At 71.6% G+C, this 21,188-nt stretch carries 19 protein-coding genes; 13 read left to right on the top strand and 6 right to left on the bottom strand.

All coding sequences use genetic code 11. The features are described from left to right. Positions 1 to 81 precede the first annotated feature (81 nt). A complete protein-coding gene (locus ACWD6N_RS13590) occupies positions 82 to 531 on the bottom strand; it encodes a DUF5318 domain-containing protein (protein ID WP_387324926.1) in 450 nt (149 codons plus the stop codon). A 175-nt stretch (positions 532 to 706) separates the two neighbouring features. On the opposite strand from ACWD6N_RS13590, the gene ACWD6N_RS13585 reads away from it, so the two are divergent. Then, positions 707 to 1,345: a PadR family transcriptional regulator gene (locus tag ACWD6N_RS13585; RefSeq protein ID WP_354967115.1), complete on the top strand. Its 639-nt coding sequence runs from the start codon at positions 707 to 709 to the stop codon at positions 1,343 to 1,345. A gap of 23 nt (positions 1,346 to 1,368) precedes the next feature. Next, positions 1,369 to 2,448 (top strand): inositol-3-phosphate synthase, encoded by a 1,080-nt coding sequence (locus tag ACWD6N_RS13580; protein WP_449936168.1) that lies wholly within the window; start codon positions 1,369 to 1,371, stop codon positions 2,446 to 2,448. Positions 2,449 to 2,527: 79 nt separating this feature from the next. On the opposite strand, the gene ACWD6N_RS13575 is transcribed toward ACWD6N_RS13580, so the two are convergent. Then, positions 2,528 to 3,007 (bottom strand): methylated-DNA--[protein]-cysteine S-methyltransferase, encoded by a 480-nt coding sequence (locus ACWD6N_RS13575; protein ID WP_450004791.1) that lies wholly within the window; start codon positions 3,005 to 3,007, stop codon positions 2,528 to 2,530. A 40-nt stretch (positions 3,008 to 3,047) separates the two neighbouring features. Further along, complete coding sequence (locus tag ACWD6N_RS13570; RefSeq protein ID WP_354967112.1) at positions 3,048 to 3,380, bottom strand: hypothetical protein; 333 nt, start codon at positions 3,378 to 3,380, stop codon at positions 3,048 to 3,050. Between the two features lie 146 nt (positions 3,381 to 3,526). Between ACWD6N_RS13570 and ACWD6N_RS13565 the strand changes: the two genes are divergently transcribed. Beyond that, the gene (locus ACWD6N_RS13565) at positions 3,527 to 4,069 is read left to right on the top strand and encodes a hypothetical protein (protein ID WP_449936163.1); all 543 of its coding nucleotides are present in this window, start codon (positions 3,527 to 3,529) and stop codon (positions 4,067 to 4,069) included. Between the two features lie 26 nt (positions 4,070 to 4,095). Beyond that, positions 4,096 to 5,631 carry a flotillin family protein gene (locus ACWD6N_RS13560; protein ID WP_450004790.1) on the top strand — a complete coding sequence of 512 codons (1,536 nt, stop codon included), beginning with the start codon at positions 4,096 to 4,098 and terminating at the stop codon, positions 5,629 to 5,631. Between the two features lie 67 nt (positions 5,632 to 5,698). Here ACWD6N_RS13560 and ACWD6N_RS13555 read toward each other — a convergent pair whose 3' ends face one another. Next, positions 5,699 to 7,159 carry a CCA tRNA nucleotidyltransferase gene (locus tag ACWD6N_RS13555; RefSeq protein ID WP_450004789.1) on the bottom strand — a complete coding sequence of 487 codons (1,461 nt, stop codon included), beginning with the start codon at positions 7,157 to 7,159 and terminating at the stop codon, positions 5,699 to 5,701. A 127-nt stretch (positions 7,160 to 7,286) separates the two neighbouring features. On the opposite strand from ACWD6N_RS13555, the gene murJ reads away from it, so the two are divergent. The 7 genes from murJ (at position 7,287) to ACWD6N_RS13520 (ending at position 15,661) form a co-directional block, all read left to right on the top strand. Further along, positions 7,287 to 9,038 carry a murein biosynthesis integral membrane protein MurJ gene (gene murJ / locus ACWD6N_RS13550; RefSeq protein ID WP_450004818.1) on the top strand — a complete coding sequence of 584 codons (1,752 nt, stop codon included), beginning with the start codon at positions 7,287 to 7,289 and terminating at the stop codon, positions 9,036 to 9,038. A gap of 443 nt (positions 9,039 to 9,481) precedes the next feature. Next, positions 9,482 to 11,089: a protein kinase family protein gene (locus ACWD6N_RS13545; protein ID WP_450004788.1), complete on the top strand. Its 1,608-nt coding sequence runs from the start codon at positions 9,482 to 9,484 to the stop codon at positions 11,087 to 11,089. Between the two features lie 43 nt (positions 11,090 to 11,132). Further along, positions 11,133 to 11,852 (top strand): RNA polymerase sigma factor SigM, encoded by a 720-nt coding sequence (gene sigM, locus ACWD6N_RS13540; RefSeq protein WP_450004787.1) that lies wholly within the window; start codon positions 11,133 to 11,135, stop codon positions 11,850 to 11,852. After that, on the top strand, positions 11,849 to 12,838 hold the full coding sequence (locus ACWD6N_RS13535; protein ID WP_450004786.1) for a hypothetical protein: 990 nt from the start codon (positions 11,849 to 11,851) through the stop codon (positions 12,836 to 12,838). Before sigM ends, ACWD6N_RS13535 begins: the two co-directional genes overlap by 4 nt. 181 nt (positions 12,839 to 13,019) lie before the next feature. Further along, a complete protein-coding gene (gene trxB, locus ACWD6N_RS13530; RefSeq protein ID WP_450004785.1) occupies positions 13,020 to 13,970 on the top strand; it encodes a thioredoxin-disulfide reductase in 951 nt (316 codons plus the stop codon). A gap of 30 nt (positions 13,971 to 14,000) precedes the next feature. Further along, complete coding sequence (trxA, locus tag ACWD6N_RS13525; protein ID WP_089018414.1) at positions 14,001 to 14,324, top strand: thioredoxin; 324 nt, start codon at positions 14,001 to 14,003, stop codon at positions 14,322 to 14,324. Between the two features lie 170 nt (positions 14,325 to 14,494). Beyond that, positions 14,495 to 15,661 carry an N-acetylmuramoyl-L-alanine amidase gene (locus ACWD6N_RS13520; RefSeq protein ID WP_450004784.1) on the top strand — a complete coding sequence of 389 codons (1,167 nt, stop codon included), beginning with the start codon at positions 14,495 to 14,497 and terminating at the stop codon, positions 15,659 to 15,661. Positions 15,662 to 15,700: 39 nt separating this feature from the next. Here the strand turns inward: ACWD6N_RS13520 and ACWD6N_RS13515 are convergent, their stop codons facing one another. Continuing rightward, positions 15,701 to 16,357, bottom strand: coding sequence for a GNAT family N-acetyltransferase (locus tag ACWD6N_RS13515; protein WP_354967103.1), 657 nt, complete (start codon positions 16,355 to 16,357; stop codon positions 15,701 to 15,703). A gap of 294 nt (positions 16,358 to 16,651) precedes the next feature. On the opposite strand from ACWD6N_RS13515, the gene ACWD6N_RS13510 reads away from it, so the two are divergent. Beyond that, positions 16,652 to 17,965 (top strand): aminotransferase-like domain-containing protein, encoded by a 1,314-nt coding sequence (locus ACWD6N_RS13510; RefSeq protein ID WP_450004783.1) that lies wholly within the window; start codon positions 16,652 to 16,654, stop codon positions 17,963 to 17,965. Between the two features lie 7 nt (positions 17,966 to 17,972). Next, on the top strand, positions 17,973 to 18,977 hold the full coding sequence (locus ACWD6N_RS13505) for a D-alanine--D-alanine ligase family protein (protein WP_450004782.1): 1,005 nt from the start codon (positions 17,973 to 17,975) through the stop codon (positions 18,975 to 18,977). Between the two features lie 125 nt (positions 18,978 to 19,102). Here the strand turns inward: ACWD6N_RS13505 and ACWD6N_RS13500 are convergent, their stop codons facing one another. Next, positions 19,103 to 20,089, bottom strand: a complete 987-nt coding sequence (locus ACWD6N_RS13500; RefSeq protein ID WP_450004781.1) for a hypothetical protein — start codon at positions 20,087 to 20,089, stop codon at positions 19,103 to 19,105. Positions 20,090 to 21,188 lie beyond the last annotated feature (1,099 nt).

Genomic DNA, 21,188 nt, shown 5'->3' with positions numbered 1-21,188 from the left:
CAATCGGGCCAATCAGACCAACGAGCGGTCGACCGTCCCGGGTAACGTCTACGGCCCCGGGGCCGGTCGAACCAGCTGAGATCACCGTTGCGCCTCTCGCCTCCGCCGGCCGGCGCCACCGGCGCCCGCCGCGTCCTGCTCACTGGTGCCGTCGACCTCGCCGGTGAGACCGTCCCGACCGAGCAGGTACTGCTCGACGAGATGGTTCCAGTCACAGCCGAGGCACACCTCCACCACGAAGACCTGGAACTCACGCAGCGTCATCGCCAGCACGGGCAGCTCGGCCAGTGTCCGCGCCTGACCGGCGGACTGCTTGAGTTCGTCACCGTAAATGTAGTGGACGAGTGTCAGGTTCTCACTGCGGCAGATCGGGCAACGCCGGTCGGTCGGTTCGCCGTGGAACCGAGCGGCGTTCTTCAGGTACGGCGACGCGTCGCAGACGTCGTACGTGCCGACCCGGCCGGCCAGGAGCTCACGCAGCACCGCTCGCTTCTGGAGCGAGTAGTCGACGACCTGGCGCTGCGTACGCATGCGGAGAAGGGTACGCGGTCCGGCCCGACCAGGCGACCACGGTAACGATCCGTGACGACAGCATCCCGGAATGAGGGTTTGCCCTGGCATCCGTGACCCGCTAACGTGCGATGTATCGGTCCGATACATCGCGGCGGTTACCACTCCGTGCCGGGGGTAAAGAGAGGGTGGCGCAGTGCTCGAGTTCGCCATCCTCGGCCTCCTGCAGGAGTCTCCGATGCACGGCTATGAGCTGCGCAAGGAGCTGACCGCCAAACTCGGTGCGATCCGGGCGGCGATCAGCTACGGCTCGCTCTACCCGACCCTACGCAGGTTGCAGGCGGCGGGATGGATCACCGAAGCCGCCGAGACACCCGCCACCGCCGAGGAGGTTCCCGCGCTGACCAGCCGACGAGGTCGGGTGGTCTACAAAATCACCGCGGAAGGCAAGGAACGCTTCGCCCAGCTGATCGCGCAGGCCGGGCCCGAGACGTACGACGACACGGGCTTCGGAGTGCACTTCGCGTTCTTCGCCCGGACCGACCAGGCGACCCGACTGCGCATCCTGGAGGGTCGCCGCCGCAAGATCGAGGAACGTCGCGAAGGACTTCGTGACGTGCTGGGCCGGGCGGCCGAGCGCCTCGACGCTTACACCCTGGAACTGCAGCGCCACGGCCTTGACGCCTGTGAGCGTGAGGTCCGCTGGCTGGAGGAGCTCATCGCCAACGAGCGCTCCGGCCGAGCCCCGACGGTCCCGCACATCGGGACGGCCGGTGGCCGACGAGAAGACAACAGCCCGCCTCCGCCTGGAGAGACCAGGAAAGAGCGGCCGTGACAGAAAAGAAGGAGGCAGACGCTATGGGCTCCGTCCGCGTCGCCATCGTCGGTGTGGGTAACTGCGCCTCGTCCCTTGTTCAGGGCGTCGAGTACTACCGGAATGCCGACCCGAACGACCGCGTCCCGGGTCTCATGCACGTTGCCTTCGGCGACTACCACGTCTCCGCCGTGGAGTTCGTCGCGGCGTTCGACGTGGACGCCAAGAAGGTGGGCATGGACCTCGCGGAGGCGATCGTCGCCAGCGAGAACAACACCATCAAGCTCTGCGACGTGCCGCCGACCGGCATCAGCGTGCAGCGTGGTCCGACCTTCGACGGTCTGGGCCAGTACTACCGCGAGATCGTCGAGGAGTCCGACGCCACCCCCGTCGACGTGGCGCAGGCGCTGCGCGACGCGCAGGTCGACGTCGTCGTCTGCTATCTCCCGGTCGGCTCCGAGCAGGCCGCCAAGTTCTACGCCCAGGCAGCGATCGACGCCGGCTGCGCGTTCGTCAACGCCCTGCCGGTCTTCATCGCCTCCGACCCGGAGTGGGCGAAGAAGTTCGAGGACGCTGGCCTGCCGATCGTCGGTGACGACATCAAGAGCCAGGTCGGCGCCACCATCGTGCACCGGGCGCTGGCGAAGCTCTTCGAGGACCGCGGTGTCGAGCTGCTGCGCACGTACCAGCTCAACTTCGGCGGCAACATGGACTTCATGAACATGCTGGAGCGCAAGCGGCTGGTCTCGAAGAAGATCTCGAAGACTCAGTCGGTCACCTCGCAGATCCCGCACGAGATGAGCAAGAGCGACGTGCACATCGGCCCGTCGGACCACGTGCCGTGGCTCGACGACCGCAAGTGGGCGTACATCCGCCTGGAGGGCCGCTCGTTCGGCGACACCCCGCTCAACGCCGAGCTCAAGCTCGAGGTGTGGGACTCTCCGAACTCGGCCGGCGTCATCATCGACGCGGTCCGCGCCGCGAAGATCGCACTGGACCGGAAGATCGGCGGCCCGATCCTGTCGGCCTCGTCGTACTTCATGAAGTCCCCGCCGGTGCAGTACGCCGACCACGACGCCCACCAGGCCGTCGAGGAGTTCATCGCCGGTGAGGTCGAGCGCTGACCCGCTGACCACCAGCACCGCCGAGGGCCGGGTCCGTACGGACCCGGCCCTCGGCGCGTTCACCAACGGGCCGGGTCGGTCAGGACCAGGCGCGTTGCAGGGCCACCCGGGCCTCCAGCTCCAGCAGGTGCACCTTGCGCGGCAGGCCACCCCCGAACCCGACCAGTTTGCCGCCGGCGCCGACGATCCGGTGACACGGCACGATCACCGGGACCGGGTTGCGGTTGCAGGCCACACCAACCGCCCGTGCCGCCCCGGAGTCGCCGACCACGCGCGCCACCTCGCCGTACGTCGACGTCTCGCCGTACGGAATGCGGGTCATCTCCCGCCACACCGCCCGCTCGAACTCCGAGCCGCGCGGAACCGACACCGGGACGGTGAACGCAGTCAGCTCACCGGCGAAGTACGCCCGCAGCTCGGTGACGGCCTGCCAGGACAACGGGTCGGTGGGTTCGTCGACCGCGGCGTCCACCCGGCCGAAGTGCGTGCCGCACACGCTCGTGCCGTCGGTGGCCACGGAGAACTCGCCGATCGGTGAGTCGAGCACGGTCCAGTGCATCCACCCATTGTCCCTGTCGCGGACTTCCTTGCCGGCCCGGCTACCAGCGTCGGGCCGAACGCCACTCCTCGGCTGCCCGGTTCGCCGCAGCAGCAGCGGCCCGCTCGGCGCGGGCGCGGTCGCGATCGTGGAAGCCCAGGTACAGCTTGCGGCCGGCGAAGAAGGGCAGCAGCAACGCCGCGTAGAAGATCGTGACGTGCCCCTCGCCGGTGCCCAGCAGGTAATAGGCGTAGTAGCCGGCGAGCACAGCGCCGATACCGGCCAGCACCCGGTCGACCCGCGAGGTGGTGGCGAAGGAGGTGACCGCGACGCCCAGCAGCACGACCGCGGTCAGCGCCAGGCCGATGATGTAGATGGTGATCACGACAGCCACGGCAGGCCCTCTCGTTGCGGACAGACCGGAGCGATCAACCGGCGGCGCAGAAGATAACGTGCCAAGGTCCGTCGGCGCTGCCCCTTTTCGATCAACACCAGCGGCCCGGATCGGGAGATCATCTTCGCGCCCCGCTGACCGCCGAAATGTTGCGTGATTTCGATACCGTGCAGGTCGTGGCCACGGGGACGCTCATCTTTCTGATCATCGGCGGGGCGGGTGTCGGAGTGCTGGCGCTCGCCCTGCTCGGCAGCGAGCTGCTGCACTTCGGGCACGCCGACGTGGACGGGCCGATCTCGACCGAGACGGTCGCCGGCTTCGCCGGGGCGTTCGGCTTCGGCGGGGCCATTGTGAACGAACTGCTCGGCGCGGGTACCCCCGGCGTGATCGCGGGCGCCGCTGCCGGCGGCCTGGTCGCCGCCGTGCCCACCGCGTGGTTGGCGTCCCGGCTGAGCCGGGCGGCACGGAACATGCGCACCGACCCCACCCCCACCCGGGACGACCTGGTCGGCGCGCTCGGCCTGGTGGTCACCCCGGTACCCGCCGACGGCTACGGCGAGGTCCGGGTACGGGTCGCCGGCCAGCCGGTCAAGCTCAACGCCCGCGCCGACCAGCCGATCCCGGTCGGCGCCCAGGTCTTCGTCGTGCAGGCGCTCAGCGAGACCAGCGTGCACGTCGAGACCTACTGACTCCTTCTCGAAGACGGGACTCCTTCATGCCCCTGTTAATCGCCATCGGCGGCGCGGTCCTCCTCGTGCTCGTCCTGGTGTTCTTCGTGCTCTCCCGGATCAAGGTGGCCGGGCCGAACGAGGCGTTCATCGTCACCGGCCGCAAGGGCCGCACCACGCAGACCGCCGACGGCGGCCGGTCGACCGACATGTCCGGCCAGAAGGTGGTGCTGGGCGCCTCGGTCTTCGTGCTGCCGGTGGTGCAGAAGCTCCAGTCGCTCGACCTGTCCAGCCGGCGGATCGACGTCGGCATCCGGGGTGCGGTGAGCAAGCAGGGCATCCGCGCCGACCTGCACGGCGTGGCGATCGTGAAGGTCGGCGGCACCGAGGATGCGATCCGGGCCGCCGCCCAGCGGTTCCTGCACCAGCAGGACGAGATCGACAACTTCACGCGGGAGGTGCTGGCCGGTGCGCTGCGCTCGATCGTCGGCCGGCTCACCGTCGAGGAGGTCATCCGGGACCGGGCGGCGTTCGCCAGCGCGGTGGCGGAGGAGGCCGAGCACTCGATGACCAACCAGGGCCTGGTGCTGGACACGTTCCAACTCCAGGACATCCTGGCCGAGGGCTCGTACCTGCAGGACCTGGGTCGGCCCGAGGCCGCCCGGGTGCTCAAGGACGCGGCGATCGCCGAGGCGCGGGCCCGGCAGCAGGCCGAGCAGGAGCGGCTGCTCGCCGAGGAGGCCATCGCCGAGGCTAACCGGAACCTGTCCCTCAAGCAGGCCGGCATCCAGGCGGAGATCGACGCGGCGAAGGCGAAGTCGGCGGCGGCCGGGCCGCTCGCCCAGGCCGAGCGGGACCAGGCGATCCTCTCCGAGCAGCAGAAGGTGGCTGAGCGCAACGCCGAGCTCAAGCAGCGCCAGCTGGACACCGAGGTACGCAAGCCGGCCGACGCCGCCCGGTACAAGGTGGAGCAGGAGGCCGAGGCGGCCCGCAACGCGGCGGTGCTGCACGCGGACGCGCAGCGGCAGGCGGTCATCGCCGCCGCGCAGGCGTCCGCGGAGCAGGCCCGGCTCACCGGTGAGGGCGAGCGGGCCCGGCGGGCCGCGCTCGCCGAGGCGAACGCGATCGAGGGCGCCAAGGAGGGTGAGGCCGAGCAGCGCCGGCGCTCCGCGATCGCCGAGGCGGTGGAGCGGGAGGGTCAGGCCGAGGCGGCGGCCATCCTGGCGAAGGGTCAGGCCGAGGCGGACGCGATGGCGCGCAAGGCGGAGGCGTTCGCCGCGTACGGGGAGGCGGCGGTGCTGGACCTGCTGGTCAAGGTGCTGCCGCAGGTTGTCGAGGCGGCCAGCGCACCGATCGGGGCGATCGACAAAATGACCGTCATCTCCACCGACGGCGCGTCGTCGCTGACGAAGTCGGTGGCCGGCAACGTGGCACAGGGGCTCCAACTGGGCAGCGACCTGACCGGGATCGACCTGGCCGGTCTGCTCGCCCGGCTCGGCTCGGCGTCCAGCGCGGTCAGCAACGGCACCTCGGCCGGCAAGGGCACCACTTCGGTGGACGGGACGGCCGTCGAGACCCGCTGACGCCGTACGCCGACAGGCGCCGCTCCCGGGTTCGGGGGCGGCGCCTGTCGTGGCGGGTCGGCTCCGGTCAGTCGATCAGGCCCTCGGCGCGGGCCCAGCGCAGCAGCTCCGCCTCGGCGGCGTCGCGGTCCAGCGGGCCGTGCTCGAGGCGCTGCTCCTTGAGGTGCTTCCACGCCCGTCCCACGACCGGCCCCGGCGGTACGCCCAGCAGCTCCATGATCGCGTTGCCGTCCAGGTCGGGGCGGACCCGGGCCAGGTCCTCCTCGGCCGCGATCCGGGCGATCCGGTCCTCCAACGCGTCGTAGTCCGCGCCGAGCTGGGCGGCCTTACGCCGGTTGCGGGTGGTGCAGTCCGAGCGGGTCAGTTTGTGCAGCCGGGACAGCAGGTCACCGGCGTCGGCGACGTAGCGGCGTACCGCCGAGTCGGTCCACTCGCCCCGGCCGTACCCGTAGAAGCGCAGGTGCAGCGCGACCAGCGCGGTCACCTTCGCGGTGATGTCCTTCGGGTAGCGCATTGCCTTCATCCGGGCCTTGGTCAGCCGGGCGCCGACCACCTCGTGGTGGTGGAAGCTGACCCGGCCGTCGGGGCCGATCGCCTTGGTCGCCGGCTTGCCCACGTCGTGCATGAGGGCTGCCATCCGCAGGATGAAGTCGCAGCCCTCCTCCTCGAAGGAGACCGCGTTCTCGACGACCGTCAGCGTGTGCTCGTAGACGTCCTTGTGCTGGGCGTGCTCGTCGATCTCCAGCTTCAGCCCGGTCAGCTCCGGCAGGAACCGCTCGGCCAGACCGCTGTCGACCAGCAGCCGCAGCCCGGTGATCGGGTCGGCGCCGCAGAGCAGCTTGGTGAACTCGTCGCGGATCCGCTCGGCGGTGATCCGGTCCAGGTCGGCGGCCATCCGGCCCATCGCCGCGTGCACGTCCGGGTGCACGGCGAAGCGCAGCTGAGCGGCGAACCGGGCGGCCCGCAGCATCCGCAGCGGGTCGTCGCCGAACGACTCGCGGGGGTCGGCGGGGGTACGGATCACCTTGGCCGAGAGATCGTCCAGCCCGCCGTGCGGGTCGGTGAACCGGTGCTCCGGCAGGCTGACCGCCATCGCGTTGATGGTGAAGTCGCGCCGCCTCAGATCCTCGGTGAGGTTGGTGCCGTAGACCACCACGGGGTTACGGGTGACCTGGTCGTACGACTCGGCGCGGAAGGTGGTGATCTCCAGCCGGAGGCCGTCGCGCTGTGCGCCGATGGTGCCGAACTCCCGACCGGTCTCCCAGATCGACTCGGCCCAGCCCTTGATGATCCGCAGCGTCTCGTCGGGGTGCGCGTCGGTGCAGAAGTCCAGGTCGTCCCCGAGCCGGCCGAGCAGCGCGTCCCGCACCGAACCGCCCACCAGGTGCAGTTCGTGACCGGCACGGACGAACCGTCGGCCCAACTCGTCGGCGACCGGGGAGACCCGGAGCAGTTCGGCGACGGCGTTGCGCTGGGCGCCGGTGAGTTCGCGGCGGTCGGCGGCGTGTGGAGCGGAGGATTCGGACATGGGATCGCCAGACTATCGGGCCCGGTCGGCATCCCCTCCGCCGGGCGCGGGTAACAGGCACCGGTTGACTAAGGTCTGTGACGTGCGGGTCGGTGCCCGCCTCGACGTACCCACTGGGAGGCTGGAGATGAGCGGCGGGCTCTACCGCAGCGCGAACGCCGCGCACGACGGCGGGCCCGGCGCACGCCCGGGGGACGGCGCCACCTTCATCTCCGCCGAGCCGCTGAACCAGCCGGCCATGGAGTCGACCGCGCCACCGCAGGAGCAGGTGGCCGAGGCGAGCGCGGCGACCAACAGCGCGGTCATGGCGATCGGCAGCCTGGTCAGCCGGGGCACGGGCTTCCTGCGGACCCTGGTGCTGACCGCCGCGCTCGGTGGCGCGCTGGTGGGTGACGCGTACACCACCGCGCAGATCCTGCCCGGAATGGTCTACGAGTTCCTGCTCGGCGGAATCCTCACCAGCGTGCTGATCCCGGTGCTGGTGCGGCGTCGCCGGTCCGACGCCGACGCTGGCCAGGCGTACGCCCAGCGGTTGCTGACCCTCGCGGTGCTGACCCTGGCCGCGGCGGCGCTGTTGGCCGTCGTCTGCGCCCCGGTGCTGACCTCGCTGGCGGCCAGTGACAAGGCGGGCGAGGACTACCAGGACCTGGTGACCGCACTGTCCCGCCTGATGCTGCCGATGATCTTCTTCAGCGGCCTCAGCGCCCTGATCAGCGCGATGCTCAACACCCGAGGGCACTTCGCCGCCCCGATGTGGGCGCCGATCCTGAACAACGTCGTGGTGATCGCCACCGCCGGGCTCTACATCGCGATCTTCGGCGCCGAGATCATCCGGCCGGAGGCGATGACCCCCGGGCGGGTCCTGCTGATCGGTGGCGGCACCCTGCTCGGTGTGGCGATCCAGGCGATCGGCCTGCTGCCGGCGCTGCGCAAGGTCGGCTTCCGCTGGCGGTTCCGGTTCGACTTCCGGTCCCTCGGGCTGCGCGAGCTGGGCCGGCTCGGCGGCTGGATGTTCTGCTACGTCGCGGTCAGCCAGGTCGGCCTGATCGTGCTGTTCAACCTGCTCAGCCGGGCGGGCAAGGAGAACGCCGCCGGCCCGCTGATCTACAACAACGTGTTCCTGCTGCTGATGATGGCGCACGGCATCATCGCCGTCTCGATCATCACTGCGCTGATGCCCCGGATGAGCGCGGCCGCCGCCGACGGGCGGTACGCCGACGTCGCCGCGGACCTGTCCCGCGGCACCCGCACCGTCTCGGCGGTGCTCGCACCCATCGCGGTCTGCTACGCGGTGTTGGCCACCCCGCTGGCCGTGGCCCTGTTCCGCTACGGGGCGTTCAGCGACGAGAACGCGGCGGACACGTCCCTGGTGCTGCTGCTGGCCGCGCTGGCGCTCGTGCCGTTCGCGATCAGTCAGCTCTTCACCTTCGCCTTCTACGCTCTGCCCGACACCCGGACCCCGGCGCTGATCAACATTCCGGTGGTGGCGTTGCGGATCGGTGTGCAGGTGGTGCTCTTCGTCGCCTTCGCCGCTCACTTCGCCGCGGCCGGCATGATGATCGGCAACGCGGTCTCCTATGTGGCTGCGGCGTTCGCCTCGGCGTGGCTGCTGCGCCCCAGGATCGGCCGGATCGGGATGGGCGCGATCCTGCGTACCCTCGGCCGGGTGGCGCTCGCCGCGTTGGGTTCCGCTCTGGTCGGCCTGCTGGTGGTGAATCTGCTGCCTGGCGGCGACACGCCGAGCTGGGCCCAGGCCGTTATCCAGCTCGTGATCGGCGGCGTGGTGATCGGCGGTACCTACCTGGGGCTGGCCACGCTGCTGCGGATCGGGGAGATCACCGAGGTGGTCGGCATGGTCCGCCGCCGGATCGGTCGGTGAGCGCGAACGTCCAGCTACGAAAAGTCGTACCTGCACGGATCGTGACCGCGGATCACCAGGCTGGGGATGCACCTGTGGATAACTCCGCGATTCGCCGGTCAGCCGCCGAATCACCTGTGGATAACTGGCCGTACGGCTGAGCGTGTCGATCCGATCGGCGGGAACACGCCCGCTGACGGGAGCACCAACCTGGGTCGGCCCCGGCGTCGGTCACTTGCGGTGAAGCCGTAGATTGGCTAGTACATGTGCCAGCAACGTGGCTGACAACGGTCGTAACCGGACGACTTCTCCGACTCCCGGCACCCCGCCGGGTACGGCGGGAAGTTGACATGTCGGAGAGACGGGCAACCCGGGTAAGGTCGCTCTCGACGGGTACGGCAGGCGCCGACGCTGCGCGTCGACACCGGTCGGCCGGTTCCTTCGACGGCAGAGCGGGAAGCCACATGCCCAGCAGTGCGGGTCCATCGATCGACACGATCACCGAGGGAGGACGGGTGACCCAGGTCGGCGAGGGTCAGGAGGCGGACGAGAGCGCTCCGCCGCTCATGACCTTCGGTGCTCCCACGGCCGGTGAAGTCCTCGCCGAGCGGTACGAGCTGGTCGAGCACATCAACAACGACAGCGCGGGTCGGCTGGTCTGGCGTGGGATCGACGTCATCCTGCGCCGTCCCGTCGCGGTGGTGCTGCGCTACCCGGGTGGCGACTCCGCCACCGAGATGCTTCAGGCCGCCGTCGCGGCCAGCCGGGTCATCCACCCCAACCTGGTCGGCGTCTACGACGCGATCGACGAGGCCGAGCGGGCGTACGTGGTGCGCGAGTGGGTGGACGGGCAGTCGCTGCGCGACCTGGCGACCGGGGGCCCGCTGGACCCGGCCCGGGCCACCGCGATCGGCAACGCCGTCGCCAGCGCGCTCGCCGCGGTGCACGCCACCGGGATGGTGCACGGCAACGTGCACCCCGGCACCGTGATGATCAGCGACGAGGGCCGGGTGGTCCTTGCCGACGCGCGCACCGACGGCGCCGACAGCCAGGAGAACGACATCCGGGCGGTCGGCGGGATCCTCTACTTCGCCCTGACCGGCTACTGGCCGCACGCCGAGGCTCCGCTGCACGGCGCCACCGCCGGGCACGGCCGTGCCGCGATCCCGGACGCGGTCCGGGACGCCAGCGGCGGCATCGCGGCCCCCCGCCAGGTTCGGGCCGGAGTGCCCGCGTACCTGGACGACCTGACCATGGATCTGCTCGACGCCGAGATCGCCCCGCCCTCGTCGGACGTGCTCGCCGCCGAGTTGGCCCGGCTGGACGTGCCGGCCGAGGAGGAGCACTACCTCGACAACAGCGGGCCGTTGCGGTTCGCCGCCGACACCGAGGAGGAGCCGTCGCCGCTGGCCGCGGCCGGCGGTCGCAAGGTCGCCGTGGGCATCGCCGGTCTGCTGGCGGTCGCCCTGGTCGGTCTGCTGATCGGGATCAGCGCGCTGGGCGGCGATGACGAGGACCCGCAGGGCAGCGCGGGGGCCGCTCCCACCGCCAGCGCCCCGGCCGGCGAGGTCACCCCGGCCGCCGCCACGGTGCGGAAGCTGACCGTGACGGGCGTCCGGATCATCGACCCGGACAGCACGAAGCGCAACGAGCTCCGCGACGCCGACAAGATCATTGACGGTGACGAGGACAAGGGCTGGGAGACGGACACCTACGACCGCCGCCCCAACTTCGGCAACCTCAAGAAGGGCATGGGCGTCTGGCTCGATCTGGGCGAGCCGCACAGCGTCAAGTCGGTGCAGGCGGTGCTCTCCGCGACCGGCGCCTCCGCCCAACTCCTCGCCGGCACCGGCAACCCGCCGTCGACCTCCAACGGTGACAAGCAGGTGGTGGCGAACTACAAGACCGCCATCGGGCAGCCGTTCGAGGACCACGACGGCACCACCATGACGTTCAACGGCTTCGACGCGGACAAGAAATACCAGTACCTGCTGTTCTGGATCACCGAACTGCCTCCGGCCGAGGGCGGCTTCAAGCTGGGGGTGCAGGAGATCACGGTCCAGGGGTCGTGAGCTTGGCACCTCCACCAGGGCACCGCATCCGCTGGACGTGGTGATGGACGGGCGCGACGCCGCAACCGACCTGGAGCTGCTGCGCGCCCACGCCAGCGGAGACCGGGACGCCTTCGCCGAACTGTTCCACCGGCACCGCGACCGGCTCTGGGCGGTGGCCCTGCGGACGCTCGGCGACCGGGAAGAGGCCGCCGACGCCCTCCAGGACGCGCTGTTGTCCGCGCACCGGGCGGCCGCCCGGTTCCGCGGTGACTCCGCCGTCACCACCTGGCTGCACCGCATCGTGGTGAACGCCTGCCTGGACCGGATCCGACGCCGGCAGGCGCATCCCACCGTTCCGCTGCCCGACGGCAACCGCGCCGGGGACGGGTCGGGCACGCCAGGAGTGGAGCCGGCCGCACCGGCGCAGGACCACGACACCGCGCTGGTGGTCCGCGAGGCGCTCGCGGCGCTACCTGTCGAACAACGCGCCGCCCTCGTGCTGGTGGACCTGCAGGGCTACCCGGTCGCCGAGGTGGCACGCATCCTCGGCGTCGCCGAGGGGACGGTGAAGAGCCGGTGCGCCCGGGGTCGGGCCCGGCTGGCGGTGCTGCTCGGGCACCTCCGCCCGTCAGCCGGCACGGCGACGCCCACGGCCCGCCCGGAGCCATCCGGACCGGTCGCGGGCGTGCCCGGCGTCACGCCGGGGAACCCACGCCCGGCGGAGGGCGTCGGATCAGGGTCGGGCCGGTACCGGCGGGACGCCAATCAGGAGGACACGTGACGACCGAGGGGTACAGGGAGGTCGACGACGACCTGCTCGCTGACTACCTCGGCGGGGCGTTGGACGGCACGCCGCAGCAGGCGGAGGTCGCTCGGCTGGTCGACACGGACCCGGCCTGGGCCGAGGCGTACGCGCTGCTGGCCCTCGCGGTGGCCGAGGTCCGCGCCGACCTGGCCCGGTGGGCCGAGCCCTCCCCGGAGCTGCCGCCGGCGGTCGCCGACCGTCTCGCTGCCGCGTTGGCTGCGGCGGATCCGGTACCGAACGGCACCCCGGCCGACGCGGGCACCGGCGATGGGGAGCCGGAGGCCGGCGTCGCCACACCGGTGGTCGTGCCGGCACAGGGCGGAAGCGGTCCCGGTCGCCGGGCCGTCAGCCCGTCCCCGTCCGAGCCGGGGCGCGGCACACGAACCGGTCCGGGTCGCCGCCGGCGCAGGTGGGCCCGACGTGCCGCTCCGGTGGCCGTCGCGGTGGTCGCCGTCGTCGCGGGCGGGCTGGGCCTCAACCAGCTCTCCATGGACGCCTCGGACACCGCCGGCACCAGCGCCCTGAACCAGCCGGCCAGCGCGCCCGACAGCGTGGTCCGCACCACCGGACCGTCCCTACGCAGCGGCACGGATTACAACCCGCAGAGCCTCGGCGACAGGACGGGCGGTCCTTCCCCCCTGCGGCAGGCCAGCACCTCCGCCGACGGGCAGCCCGAGGTGTCCGCCGAGGAGGGCCGGCGACCGGCGTCGGGCGGGCGGGACCAGTTGGCCCGGCTGACCGACGAGGCCGCGCTGAAAACCTGCCTGGCCGATGTGGCGGCCGAGCACGGATCCGCCCCGCTGGTCGTCGAAGTGATCGACTACGCCGAGTTCCGGGGCGAGCAGGCACTCATCATCCGGTTCACCGACGCTGCCGGCGCCCGCTGGGCCTGGGTGAGCGGCCCGGAGTGCGGCGTCCCCGGGTCCGGCTCGGACAGCCGGTATTCGGCGCGGGTAGGGTGAATCTGCGGTCACCGGCGAGCTGAGCGTCCGCGTGACCTGACCCACCGGAGGTCCGGCTCGGGAATCCCCGGTTCGTACGATGACGTTCTGGAAGTCACCTGCCGGCACCCTCCAGGCGTCGGCACTCGGATCAGCATCGGTGCGTGCGCCGACGCCGACACACACAACTCGGGAGACGGCAGTGGACGAGGTCCGCAACCTGATCATCATCGGCTCCGGGCCGGCCGGTTACACGGCGGCGGTCTACGCCGCACGCGCCAACCTGAAGCCGCTGATCATTGAGGGCGTGCAGTCGGGCGGCGCACTGATGACCACTACCGAGGTGGAAAACTTCCCCGGCTTCGCCGACGGCATCCTCGGCCCCGAGCTGATGGACAACATGCGCAAGCAGGCCGAGCGGTTCGGCGCCGAGTTCCTCACCGACGACGTGACCCGGGTCGAGCTGGTCGACACCGGCGATGCGGGCGCCGACGCGGTGAGCACCGTCTGGGTCGGCGAGACCGCCTACCGGGCCCGCTCCATCATCCTCTCCACCGGTTCGGCCTGGCGCCCGCTGGGCGTGCCCGGCGAGCAGGAGTACCTCGGCCACGGCGTCTCCTCGTGCGCCACCTGTGACGGATTCTTCTTCCGCAACCAGCACATCGTGGTCGTCGGCGGCGGCGACTCGGCGATGGAGGAGGCCAGCTTCCTCACCCGCTTCGCCGACTCGGTCACCATCATCCACCGACGCGACTCGTTCCGGGCCAGCAAGATCATGGCTGACCGGGCGATGAACAACGAGAAGATCAAGGTCGAGTGGAACAGCACCGTCGAGGAGGTCCTGGGCGCCGACGGCAAGGTCACCGGCGTACGGGTCCGCAACGTGCACAGCGGCGAGACCAAGGTGCTGGACGTGACCGGCGTCTTCGTGGCCATCGGTCACGACCCCCGCAGTGAACTCTTCCGCGACCAGGTCGAGCTGGACGACGAGGGCTACGTGAAGGTCCAGGCCCCCAGCACCCGGACCAGCGTGCCCGGCGTCTTCGCCGCTGGCGACGTGGTCGACCACACCTACCGTCAGGCGATCACCGCGGCCGGCACCGGCTGTGCCGCCGCGCTCGACGCCGAGCGGTTCATCGCGACGCTCAGCTGATAATCGAACACATCCCGGAGGAGGGGCATAGTGGGAACAACCAAGGCGGTCACCGACGCGAGCTTCGTGGCTGACGTGCTGCAGGCCGACAAGCCGGTTCTGGTGGACTTCTGGGCCGAGTGGTGCGGCCCCTGCCGCAAGGTGTCGCCGCTGCTCGAGGAGATCGCCGGCGAGATGGGTGACCAGGTCACCATCGTCAAGCTCAACATCGACGAGAACCCGGAGACCGCCCGGGCCTACCGGGTGATGTCGGTGCCCACGCTCACCGTCTTCAAGAACGGCCAGCCGGTGCAGTCGATCGCCGGCGCCAAGCCGAAGGGCGAGCTGGTCCGGCTCATCGAATCGGCACTCTGACCAGCAGGAACGTCACTGGACCCCGTACCCGGTCACCGGGTGCGGGGTTCGGTGTCTTCCGGGCCCACGCCACTGCCGTTTTTTCCGCCCGAGCCACCTCGCAGCGCCGGAACGCATAGCCTCAAGCCGGGGCCGCCCGGCCAGCCAGCGTCGTGCAGAGGGGGTCGTGCGTGCGTCCGATTCGACCCGGTGACCGGGGACCCGCGGTCACGGAGATCCGTACCATCCTCACCGGCCTCGAGCTGCTCGCCACCGCCGCGGGCCCGCACCCGGACGAGTTCGACCTCGACACCGAGCGAGCGGTCCGCGCGTTCCAGCAGTCCCGCGGGCTCAGCGTGGACGGCCGGGTCGGGAGGGAGACCTGGGGGGCCCTGGACGCCGCACGGTGGCGGCTCGGCGCCCGCACCCTCTACCACGCGGTGCCCGATCCGCTCACCGGCGAGGACGTCCGGTCGCTCCAGGAGCGACTCCTGGAGATGGGGTACGACGTGGGCCGGGCGGACGCCATCTACGGCATCCGGACCTCCCGGGCGGTGGCCCAGTTCCAGCGCGAGGTCGGGCTCACCCCCGACGGCTCCTGCGGACCGCACACGATGAACGCGCTGCGCCGGATCGGCCGCAAGGTGGTCGGTGGCCGCCCCCAGTGGCTACGCGAGTCCGACGCGATCCGGCAGTCCGGGCCGGCGCTGGTCGGCAAGACGGTGGTCATCGACCCCGGCCACGGTGGCACCGACCCGGGGGTGGTGGTGCCGGACGGGTCGCTGCGCTGGACGGAGGCGGACCTGATGCACGACCTCGCCAGCCGGCTGGAGGGGCGGCTCGCCGCGTCCGGGGTGCGGGTGCAGCTCACCCGGGGCCCGGCGCCCGACAGTTGCCTGCCGGACACCGACCGCGCGCTGCTGGCCAACTCACTCGGCGCCGACGTGTTCATCTCGCTGCACCTGGACGGGCACGCCAACCCGGACGCGGAGGGCGTGGCGACCTACCACTACGGCACTAACAACGGGGTGACGTCGGCGACGGGTGAGCGGCTGGCCGGTCTGGTGCAGCGGGAGATCGTCGCGCGCACCGGGCTGCGGGACTGCCGCACCCACGCCAAGGCGTGGGACCTGCTGCGGCTGACCCGGATGCCGGCGGTCCGGGTGGAGGTCGGCTACCTCACCTCGCCGGCGGACCGCGCCCGGATCGTCGACCCCGCGTTCCGGGACCGGGTGGTGGAGGCGATCGTGGCCGCGGTGCAGCGGATGTACTTCCCGATCGAGCGGGACGTGCCGACCGGATCGATCGACGTCAGCGAGCTGCGGGCGGTGGTGACCGCCGGGACGGTGATCGACTGAGCCGGCTCGTCGACCGCCCGGGCGCTCGGCGACGTCCGCTCAGCCGCGGGTGGCCGGGGCGGGGCGGACCGGGCGGAGCAGGGTCTCCGGGCTCATCGAGCCGAGCAGCTTCTCCAGCGCGTACTCGACGTCGGACTTCCAGCTCAGCGCGGTGCGCAGCTCCAGCCGCAGGCGGGGAAACCGCGGATGCGGACGGACCGTCTTGAACCCAACGGAGAGGAAGAAATCGGCCGGTGCGACGCAGCCACCCGCCGGGTCGTCGGCGTCGCCGAACTTGGCATCGCCGAACGCCTCGATCGCCTTGATCCCCCGCTTGGTCAGGTCCCGGGCGACACCTTGCACCAGCATCCGGCCCAACCCGCCACCGGCGAACGCGGCCACCACGTTGGCGGTCATCAACAGCGCCGCGTCGGCGGAGACCGGCGACGTGGGAAAAGCCATCGAGCGGGGGACGTAGGCGGGCGGGGCGTACATCACGAAGCCCGCCGGCATGCCGTCGACGTACGCGAGCTTGCCGCACGAGCCCCACTCCAGCAGCGTCTGGGAGACCCACGCCTCCTTCTCCAGGCCCGGATCGCCGGCGGCGCAGGCCCGGTCGGCGGAGACCGGATCCAACTCCCAGTAGACGCACTGTCGGCATGGGCGAGGAAGGTCTTCCAACGTGTCGAGGGTCAGGCTGACCAGACGTCGCGACATATGGCGCATCCCCACAATAGGCTCGGTGGTGAGACCGGCACGGAACGACAGCGCCGCCTTCCTGCCCCCGACGAGCGATCGTACGCCGCCGATCGACGGTACGGGAGGGGACGCGCAGATGCTCACCGCGGCGGGGGACACCGGGGACCGGTCCGGGATGTGGACGGTACGGCGCAGCAGGCCGGCGCCCCGGCGCTGGCGGACTAGGATCGACAATCGGTGTCCCCGCCGCCATGGTCGCCAGCGTCCGGGGTACCCCGGGGGAGCCACCCGAGCAGCGATCGAGGTGAGGTCATGACCGGCACGACGCTCGACGACTACACCGACCGGTACGCCCGGCGGGTACGCGGGATGACCGCCTCCGAGATCCGAGCGCTCTTCGCGGTGGCCAGCCGGCCGGAGGTCGTCTCGCTCGCCGGTGGGGCGCCGTACATCGCCGCCCTGCCGCTCGACGCGGTCGGCGAGATGCTCGGCCGGCTCGGCTCCGAGCACGGTGTGACCACCCTCCAGTACGGCATCGGCCAGGGCACCCTCGAGCTGCGCGAACGGATCTGCGAGGTGATGGCGCTCTCCGGGATCGACGCCGGCGGCGGCGCCTCCCCGGAGGACGTGGTGGTCACCGTGGGCGGGCAGCAGGCGCTGGACCTGGTGGCCCGGCTCTTCCTCGACCCGGGTGACGTGGTGCTCGCCGAGGGCCCGACGTACGTCGGCGCGCTCGGGGTGTTCCAGGCCGCCCAGGCGCAGGTGGCGCACGTGCCGATGGACGCCGACGGGCTGATCCCGGAGGCGTTGGAGGCCGCCATCGACGACCTGGCCCGGGCGGGCCGGCGGGTGAAGTTCCTCTACACCATCCCCACCTACCAGAATCCGACCGGCGTGACGCTCAGCGAGGAGCGCAGGGAGCGCGTCCTCGACATCTGTGAGCGCGCCGGCCTGCTCGTGGTCGAGGACGACCCGTACGGCCAGTTGGGGTTCGAGGGCGAGGCGCCGGCACCGTTGCGGGCCCGTCGTCGGGACGGGGTGTTCTACCTCAGCACCTTCTCCAAGACCTTCGCGCCCGGGCTGCGGGTCGGCTGGATCCTGGCGCCGCACGCGGTCCGCGACAAGCTGGTCATCGCCAGCGAGGCGCAGATTCTCTGCCCCAGCGGCTACGCCCAGGCCGCGGTCGCCACCTACCTGGGCACCATGCCCTGGCGGCAGCAACTCAAGGTCTACCGCGAGGTCTACCGGGAGCGCCGGGACGCCATGCTCGACGCCCTGGCCGACCTGATGCCCGAGGGCACCAGCTGGACCACCCCGGCCGGCGGCCTCTTCGTCTGGGCCACCCTGCCCGACGGGCTCGACTCGAAGGCCATGATGCCGCGCGCGGTCGCCGCCCGGGTCGCCTACGTGCCCGGCACCGGCTTCTACGCCGACGGCACGGGCACCGGCACCATGCGGCTGAACTTCAGCTTCCCGCCGCCCGAGCGGATCCGCGAGGGCGTCCGCCGGCTGGCCGGAGTGATGGAGCAGGAGATCTCGATGCGCCGGGTCTTCGGTGCCGTGGGTGGCGCTGCCGGACGACGCGGCCAGGCCGGCTCCGACGTGCCGGGACCCGACTTGGCATGATGCCGGCATGGGTACGACCGCTGCCGAGCGCCTCCACGTGACCAAATCCGCCGTCGCGGCCGACCTGCGCGTGCTGGTACTCGCCGGTGGGCTCTCCTACGAGCGGGACGTCTCGCTGCGCTCCGGCCGCCGGGTGCTCGACGCGCTGCGCGCTGTCGGCGTGGAGGCCGAGCTGCGGGACGCCGACGTGGCCCTGCTGCCGGCGCTCGCCGTCGACCCGCCGGACGCCGTGGTGATCGCACTGCACGGCGCCACCGGCGAGGACGGCTCGCTGCGCGGAGTGCTGGACCTGTGCGGCGTCCCGTACGTCGGCTGCGACGCCCGCGCCTCCCGGCTCGCCTGGGACAAGCCCTCGGCCAAAGCGGTGCTCCGCGAGGCCGGCATCCCGACGCCGGACTGGGTGGCCCTGCCACACGACCGCTTCTCCGAGCTGGGTGCGGTGGCCGTGCTCGACCGGATCGCCGACCGGCTGGGCCTGCCCCTGATGGTCAAGCCGGCGCAGGGCGGGTCGGGGCTGGGCGCCGCCGTGGTTCGCGACGCCGCGTCGCTGCCGGCCGCGATGGTCGGCTGCTTCGCGTACGACTCCACGGCGCTGGTGGAGCGGTACGTGCCGGGCATGGACGTGGCGGTCTCCGTGGTCGACCTCGGCGACGGACCGCAGGCGCTGCCGCCGGTGGAGATCGTGCCGCGTAACGGGGTCTACGACTACGCCGCCCGTTACACCGCCGGGCGTACCACCTGGCACGCCCCGGCCCGGCTGGAGCCGGAGGCAGCCGCCCAGGTCGCCGACGTGGCCCTCGCCGCGCACACCGCGCTCGGCCTGCGTGACCTCTCCCGGGTCGACGTGATCGTCGACGCCGACGGTCAGCCGCACGTGCTGGAGGTCAACGTCTCGCCCGGCATGACGGAGACGTCGCTACTCCCGCTCGCCGTGCAGGCTGCCGGCCTGGACTTCGGTCGACTCCTCGGCTCCCTGGTCAGCCGCGCCGCCGCGCGCCCTACCACGTCCTGAGCTCCCCGCTGCCGCGCCCAACTCCGCGCCCGGCTCCCGCGCGGTCCCTCCCGACCGATCGATCATGAGGTTGGCGGGTGCGCACGGCGCTGCGGTCGCCGTCAACCTCATGATCCAGTCGGGTGTCAGCGTGCGGTGGGGGCGTCCTCGGAGGTGCTGGGGTTGCTGGTGGGTTGGGTGCCGGCCGTGGCGGTGCGGCCGGCGGGGCCAGCCACGTCCGCCGGACCGGGTGCTGATGCGCCAGCTGGTTCGGTTGCCGGGTCGGTGGTCGCGGCGTTGGTTCCGGTTGCCGGATCGGCGGTAGTGGCCCTGGGCGCGGTTCCGGTGTCCGGGTCGGTGTCGCCGTCCGTCTTGGTGTCGCCGTCCGCGTCGGTGTCGCCGTCCGCGTCGGTGCTGTCGTCCGCGTCGGTGCTGTCGTCCGCGTCGGGCGCTGGCTCGGGGATCTCCTCCGCCGCTTCGATGACCGAGACCGCCGCCGCCGCGGCCGCAGCGGCATCCGCAGCGGCGGACTGCGCCAGCAGGCTGGACGGTGCCTGCCACTGGATGCGGGGCGGCTCGGCCAGCGGCCGGCCACCGAACTCGGCGAGCCAGGCGGCGACGAGCGCCAGGTTCTCCCGCCACTGCGCCTCGGAGATCGGCGGCAGGATCGAGTCCCACAGCGACAGGAAGGTGCCCCGCAGCTGAAGCCGCCCGTACGGCCGGGCGAGGAACCACATGTGCAGATGGGCGGAGCCATCACCCCACCTGTTGACGTGCACCCGTGCCACGCCGTCCAAGGATCGGATGGCCCGCTCCAGACGGACGGTCATCACGCCCAGTTCGGCGGCAAGCAGGTTCGGCAGGTCACCCAGGTCGAGATGGGTCCGCGATTCCAGGATGAGCACCATGGGCAGGCCGGTGGGCCGGTCCATGGCGCGTACCCGCCACCGCTCACCCACCCAGATGTAGGCGTCGTCAGGAGCGTTGCAGGCGGTGCATTCCCGGAGGCCCTCGCCCTTGCGTGGCGGTTCGACCGGGACCGGATCGTCGAGCTGCTTCACACGGAGCTCGCCCTCGAAGGGGAACGAGGGCCACTGGGTGAAGTCCGGGACTGAGGGAGGGGTGTCGTGCACGACGCTGACCCTAACCGAGTCTGGCACCGCTGTCCCTACCAGTTTGATCCCTTCGGGGTCCACCCGATCAGCGCTCACCGTCGATCGATGTGTGGACCACCGAAGCACCGGTGAAGGGATATCCACAGGCTGCCGAGATCCTGAACACGGGCCGTCATCCACAGGCTGGCACCCGGTTCCACGCGGTGTTTCACGTGAAACAGGGGGTGCCTGTGGACAACCGGTGTGGATAACTTTTTGGTCAGTCGTTCGTTGCCCGCGAGCCCGCTCGCACCCGTCGGCGATGACGGTGCCGGCGTCGAGCGTCAGGACGGTGCCCGGACTCGACGGGACCACCCTTTGCTCGGCAGGCCACGAGGCCGCGGCGGCGGGGTGGGCGGCGGATTGGGCGGGCCCTCGGCGGCCGGGTTCCGGCGCGAGTCGCATAAGCCGGGGCCCCTCAGACGCCGATGTGTGATCGTCGGTCAACGCCGGACGTTTGGCGTTTGGCGCCAGGGCACATCGTGCCGAGGTGGCTCCACGCGATGCCCGCGGCCCGCCGCCCGTAGCTCTCTGCCCGCCGGCCCTGCCTCGGCGCTCATCGGCCCCGCCCCGCTCCCGCCCACAGTCAAGGCAGCAGTTTCAGGGATGTTGTCGCCTCGCGAGCGCTGGAGGTAGCTACATCCCTGAAGTTGCTCGGATCTTGGCCTGACGCATTCGGCGATGGGGGCGAGCGGGGGCGTGGGACGGCGCGCGGCAAGGGCAAGGGGGTCTCGCAGGCGCCTGGGCGTGGGGATGAACCGGACCGGCTCGGATCGAGAGTCCAAGCCCCGGACACCGAGGCGGGGATCGCGGGCGCACGGCGCTAGACGGAGCGAGGCGCGAGGCGCGGGGCATGGGGCACGGGGACCCGACACGAGGCATGCGGCACGAGACATACGGCCCGACGCAAACGGCGCGACGCACATGCAAGGCGCGTGGGCGTGAGGCGCGGTCGGCGCAGGGCCTGGGCCCTCGGACCCGGGCGCAACGCGAGCGCTCACCCGGGCGCAACGCGCCGACCCGGGCGCAACGCGCCGCGCCTGTGCCCGCGCCGCGCCCGTGGCCGGGTCCGCGCTCG

The organism is Micromonospora sp. NPDC005163 (assembly GCF_053599835.1).
Note: the sequence above shows the minus strand (reverse complement) of the source record. Positions and strands in the feature narration are given on the sequence as shown.